Source organism: Pedobacter sp. 01T416_2, assembly GCF_056398925.1.
In genome coordinates this window covers 1-6,404 of sequence record NZ_JBFTQI010000311.1, presented here as the reverse complement: position 1 = coordinate 6,404, position 6,404 = coordinate 1, and the positions used below count along the sequence as shown (strand labels likewise).

Genomic DNA, 6,404 nt, shown 5'->3' with positions numbered 1-6,404 from the left:
GCTATACACTACTGGGTCTAAATCTTTTTTACAAGAAAACTGCAAAAGTACAACTGCAGTAATTGCCAGAATAATCTTATATCTTTTCATCTTTTTATCTTTATTAATCCTATTAATCAGGAAAGTATTACTAATTGATGGTTAACTTTATACCCGCAGAGAATGTTCTGAATGCCGGAAACGCATTAAAATCTATTCCTCCTCCAAAGTTACTACCTGAATGCGAATTCACCTCTGGATCTGTTCCTGTATAATTGGTAATCGTAAATAAATTTTGCGCCTCAGCATACACCCTTAAACCTTTAATCACTTTGATGTGATCTAACAATTTGGTTGGCACATTATAACCAAACGATACAGATTTTAATCGCAAATAAGACGCATCTTCTACAAAACGAGAGTTTACGTAACTACCAAACGTTGTTAAAAAATATCCCTCACGAGGTATTTCGGTATTTTCGTTAACTCCTGCAACAAATCTATTTAATGCATCTGCCCCAGTAGTAGATTCTAATACCAATCTGTTCATATTATATAATGAATAACCGAACGAACTTTGGAAGAAAATATTTAAGTCGAAACCTTTATAATGAAAATCGTTTCCAAAACCCATGGTAAAACGGGGAGTCGAATTTCCCAAATAGGTCATATCATCTGGTGTAATTTTACCATCACCATTGGTATCCTGATATTTTGGATCGCCGGCTTTAGAACCAGGTTGTGGGGCATAAGTCTCCCCTGTTTTAATTACACCTGCGTAAACGTACCCAAATAATTCACCAAGTTCTCTACCCGGCATCATTCTTGAAAACTCACGACCAGACACCGTGCCACTTGGGTTTGCCGTATTTACAGAAATTTGGTTAACTGGGCCTAAAGACAATACTTTTTGCCTGTTCATCGCAATATTAAAATTAGTATTCCACGTAAAATCATCATTACGAACATTTACTGTATTCACCATAAATTCAATCCCGCGGTTTTGAATCGAGCCAGCATTTACCAATTGCGAATTAAAGCCCCAATACTGTTCAATTGGGATATTAAGTAATAAATCGGTAGTTTTCTTAGCATAAAGATCAATACTAGCATTTATACGTCCATTTAAAAAACCCATGTCTAGCCCCACATTAAACTGAGTTGTGCTTTCCCATTTTAAGTTTGGATTTGGTAGGGTTTTAGGCTCAGTTCCGATTTGTAAAGGGCTACCTGGATTAAGGACAGTACTGTAATTGGTAAAGGTTGATAAATAGAGGTAATTAGGAATACGATCATTACCGGTAACACCAAAACTTGCTCTCAATTTTAAATTAGAAAAAGTATTCAGGTTTTTAATAAATTCTTCATCAGTAAATTTATAGGCAATCGCTCCTGATGGAAAATATCCATATCTAAAATTTTCCCCAAATTTGGAAGATCCATCTCTCCTTAAAGTAAAAGATGCTAACAATTTATCATTATAAGCATAATTCAATCTTCCATACAATGAATTAAAAGTAGCTTGTTCTTTAAAGCTATTGTAACCACCCGCAAGATTGCTTATAGTTACAGCTGTACCATTAGGTAATGCACCAGCACTTAAATTATAAAATAAGAACTCGTCTGTTCCGAAACCTTTACTACCTGCGGCAAGAAAATCATTCACATCCTTTTGACTAGATGTACCGACCAAGGCTGTAAAATCATGATTACCAGTTTTATATTTATAGGTTAAGTAGTTCTCTACCAACCATCTAAATGTGGTTGAACTTTTTTGTGCTGCGATACCGCCGTTTTTTGCTCCTGCACTTAACGTTCTAGGTATGTATTGTCCCTCATTAAGGTTGGTATACTCTGCACCGGTACCTAAATGATAAGTTAAACCTTTAATAATTTGATAGTCCAAAGAAATATTTCCATTTACTAATTTATTGGTACTCGTATTGGTGGGTTCTAACAAACTGGCCAATGCATTATCTTTACCCTGATAACGATAATAACTTCCATCGGCATTGTAAACCGGAATATTTGGCAATGCGGTTAATAAACTAAATAATGGTGCGGTAATATCTGCCGAGTACGATTGTTGCAATACTTTCGAACTTGAGCCATAAAAGTTAGCGCCCAACTTTAAACGTTCGTTAAGGGTTTTCTCAGCACCAATTCTGGCTGTATATTTCTCTAGTCCTGTGCCTTTTAAAACACCTTTCTGATTAATGTAGTTTCCTGACACATAAATTTTCGAATTCTGATCACCACTGCTAATGCTCAAACTTCGGTTATGTACCGAAGCATTTTGAGTAGCTTCATCCAGCCAATTGGTATTTGCGATTGCAAAAGAAGGTGGAAAAGGCGCGGGTTTACTATCTTCAATAGCTGTTGCATTTTGAATCGCAGTGTATTGTTGGCCGTTTAACAATGCAGGCTTATAAGTTAAAAACTGATTACCATTGGATAAATCTAAATCAATAGCTACCCTACCAGCCTTACCTTTTTTGGTGGTAATTAAAACCACACCGTTACCTCCTCTTGCACCATAAATAGCTGCTGATGAAGCATCTTTTAAAATCTGGATATCCTCAATATCATTCGGGTTAATGGTACTACCATTATCTGAGATAAATCCATCCACAACATAAAGCGGGCTATTGGTTGTATTGATGGAATTACCTCCCCTTACAGTTATCGACATTCCGGCTCCTGGCGCAAAACTTGTTTGTTGCACCTGTACACCTGCAGCCTTACCCTGAATGGCTTGACCAATATTTGATGTAGTACCACCAAGATTTAAATCGTCGCTCTTGATAGAACTGATTGAACCTGTCAAATCTGTTTTACGTTGTGTACCATAGCCCACAACCACAACTTCGTTTAGCTTATTTAAATCTTCTTCCAGGTTTACCGTTACTACATTTGAAGCACCTATGGTAACCCGTTGTGTTTTATAACCTACAAGTGTAAAGTTTAACACCCTTAATTTGCCCTTTAAGGTGATGGTAAACTTACCGTTAGCATCAACCGATGTTCCGTTTTTCACATCAGTTTCTGTTACTGATGTTCCAACAGCCGGCAGTCCTTTTTCATCTTTCACCGTCCCGGTAACAACCGTCTGCGCACTGGCTGCAATGGGGATCATAATAAATAAAGAACAATAAATAAATTTAAAAAGAGCATTAAAAAATGAGCGGCTTAGTATAGGAACAGATGTCCTACAATTCCCATTTGTTGGTTTGTAAATTTTAATCATAGCGGTTTTGGTTATAGCTGATTGTTGCTAAAAGGATAAAATGACTTTTAATTCTTAGTAGGATAATATTAGGAATTAAAGCGTGTATTTATATGCAAAAACACTGCGCAATCGATTGACTAAACACCCTGGATGTACTAAAACCACGTAGATTAGAATTAAACCAATATAAATTAAGCCATGATAATTAAGAATAGGTGATTAAGGCATGGAACTGATTTTGGAAATGATCTCCAGAAATAGCTTATCTCTACTTTGAATCGGACTTTCTGTATTGGTTCTGATAATGAGATTGGCGTTTAATGCAGGCTCGAACCTGGCGCTAACTCCTGTAAAATTTGAGATTAGGTTTTGGTCAGCATCTTTGTATAAACCTTTTACATCTCTTTCTTTGCATATTGCCAATGGGCAATCTAAAAAGACTTCAAAATACAGTTCTCCAATAATTTGAGCGGCCAATGCCCGATATTGCTCAAGAGGGGTGATGAATGAACAAATCGTAATGATATTGCTCATCATCATAATTTTAGCTATTTCCGCCGCCCTTCTAATGTTTTCTGCCCTATCGGCTTCGCTAAAGCCCAAATCTTTATTAATACCTTCCCGAAGTACATCTCCATCTAATGTTATAGCGAAAAAGCCTTCTTCTTCGAGCTTTTCCTTTAATAAAGTAGAAATAGTTGTTTTTCCGGAGCCCGATAATCCAAATAGCCAAACTACTATTCCTCTTTGACTGGGAATTACATAACCATTTTGAGTTGTAGTTTGAAGCGGCATAGTTTTATTAAAATTAATCAACCTTACACAAAAAGCCTTCGTTTAGCAAAGATTCCTTGTTGTATAACATTTCACGACCAGATAATGTATTGATATTACATCCGCTAAATAAAATAATGGCATGGCCGGCAGCAGTATCCCATTCCATGGTTGGTCCGGTGCGTAAATAAATCTGTGCCTTACCTTCTGCTAACAAACAGAATTTAAGAGAGCTGCCTACCGAAATAAAATTGACTATCGGATATTTGCTGAGAATTGCTTTTTCTTCTCCATCTGCATGTGATCTGCTTATCGCAGCTGTCCATTCATTGTTCTTCTTAACCGCTTTAATTTGAATTGGATCTTCGCCGGGGATCTGTTTCCAGCTTCCAGAAGACGCCTCACCATAATACAATAAATTTTGTACCGGGATATAAATTACCCCCAGCACAGGTAACCCATCACGGATTAAAGCAATATTTACAGTAAACTCACCATTTCGTTTAATAAACTCTTTGGTTCCATCCAACGGATCTACGCACCAATATACTTCCCAGTTTTTCCGCTCTTCGTAAGGAATATTTTTTCCTTCTTCAGATATAATTGGGATGGCTGGATATAACCGTTTCAGGTCGCGACATATCATATCGTTTGCAATTTTATCAGCCTTAGTTAAAGGAGAAGAATCGCTTTTGGCTGATACCTCAAAATCTTCATCATGATTGTAAACGGTTAAAATTGCCTTCCCCGCCTCAACAGCTATTCTTAGTATGGCATTTATATCAATGGTACCTATCATTTTACGCTAAACTTTTACGGCTAAATTCTTAGCCTTAATTTCTTTTAATATCTCCAGTTGAGGTCCTCTGTTATCAAGATCAGATTGACGGGCACTTAACAGGACGTCTTTCCTAAGAAGTTCATTTTCAACACCATACTGCTCTACCTCTTCACCAGAAATTAGTTTATTTTTATTCTCAGGGCGATCTAAAACATAGCCCAAATCGGYTAAGGTTTGGTGATTAATACATTCGAATATGTCGATTTCTGCTGTACTCAATTCTCTCCGAAATTTACCACTATTATCTTTGATAATCGGTTTAGCCAGATTTTCCCACATTTCGCCGGCATTAGCGGTGGCTAGCGATTCTTTTGAGTTGTGAAAATCGAGCATTGTTTCAGCGTAATCAATTGCCAAAAACCTACATAAACTTTGAATAAGCTTTGCCGGATCTGCAATTAACTCCTCATAATTTAAAGAGAAAAAACGATCGTTGCTGATCTTTTTCGAAAGTTCGATACAGGCACTTTGATCTTTATGCCATTGTTTAGCTAAATGATAAATATGCTTTTCGCCTACAATTGCTTTTTTAAAAGAAAGGGCAACATCTCTCCCATCACGGTATAAATAAATATATTTCAGATTAGGCGAATGCATTTCCAAATCAGCAGCATAGTGTACATTGGCCATACTCTTACAGCACCAATATTTAGCTTTTTTTGCTATTGCGGCAGTTTCATATACCAATCGGTTAATCTCAAAAAGGCTGTAAGTTTTTGAATTTTCATAAATCCAAGCTTCATCCAGCTCAACGCCATCCCATGGCACAGGATTAGCCCTAACATAATTTACAACATCGTTAATTAATATCTTATATTTTGCTTCGGTTAAAAAACCATATAATTCTAACAATGGCACAAAAGTGACCAAAATATGAGGTGGGTGCGGAGAGGCAATCTGATTAGATTGGTCTAATATTACCCTGAGTAAGTTGGAACCAGATCTTTGCGTTCCGATGATCTGGATACCATCTGGTTTAAAAAAGCTTTCCATTATATAAAATCGATACTGTTCCCAAAAAAATAGCGCCGAGTATTAAATATACCGGGCTTAATTTATACTTATAGCTTAATATTAATGAAACTACACACATTGCTCCAACCAAAAGTGTTCGTGGCTGCAATAATAATATTTTTATAGCTGATGATATGATCAGGCCGATTACCACCACCTTAATTCCCGATATCATACTTTTGATCAAGGGGTGATCTTTGGTTTTATTAAAGATTTTTGAAACAACAATCATTAAAATAGCAGATGGAACAAACATACTACAGGTAGCAACCAGTGCACCTAAAAAACCGGCTAACTTAAAACCAATGAATGTTGAGCTCACCAGAATTGGCCCGGGTGTAACCTGACTAAAAGCGATTACATCTATCAATTCCCTTGCGCTCAACCACTTCATATCTTTTACCAGTAACGACTGCATAATGGGGATAACGAGGTATCCACCTCCAAATAAGGAAATGCTAATGCCTGAAAAAATGGTTCCGATCTTAAAATAGATGCTTTGATAAGATTTAAATGCACCAGTAATAAATAAAACCTGGTTGATGAACAAAACAGTAACGGCAATAA

At 36.7% G+C, this 6,404-nt stretch carries 5 protein-coding genes; all 5 read right to left on the bottom strand.

What is annotated here, in order from left to right:
- Nucleotides 1-130: 130 nt before the first annotated feature.
- Nucleotides 131-3,115 carry a SusC/RagA family TonB-linked outer membrane protein gene (locus AC1DPQ_RS14190; protein WP_477609860.1) on the bottom strand — a complete coding sequence of 995 codons (2,985 nt, stop codon included), beginning with the start codon at nucleotides 3,113-3,115 and terminating at the stop codon, nucleotides 131-133.
- 312 nt (nucleotides 3,116-3,427) lie between these two features.
- Nucleotides 3,428-4,003, bottom strand: coding sequence for an adenylyl-sulfate kinase (gene cysC / locus AC1DPQ_RS14185; protein ID WP_477609858.1), 576 nt, complete (start codon nucleotides 4,001-4,003; stop codon nucleotides 3,428-3,430).
- A gap of 13 nt (nucleotides 4,004-4,016) precedes the next feature.
- Nucleotides 4,017-4,781, bottom strand: coding sequence for a 3'(2'),5'-bisphosphate nucleotidase CysQ (gene cysQ / locus AC1DPQ_RS14180; RefSeq protein ID WP_477581536.1), 765 nt, complete (start codon nucleotides 4,779-4,781; stop codon nucleotides 4,017-4,019).
- Between the two features lie 6 nt (nucleotides 4,782-4,787).
- The gene (locus AC1DPQ_RS14175) at nucleotides 4,788-5,816 is read right to left on the bottom strand and encodes a sulfotransferase family protein (RefSeq protein WP_477609856.1); all 1,029 of its coding nucleotides are present in this window, start codon (nucleotides 5,814-5,816) and stop codon (nucleotides 4,788-4,790) included.
- The coding region (locus AC1DPQ_RS14170; RefSeq protein ID WP_477609854.1) for a chromate transporter at nucleotides 5,800-6,404 on the bottom strand (605 nt) is incomplete at its 5' end. The genes AC1DPQ_RS14175 and AC1DPQ_RS14170, both read right to left, overlap by 17 nt.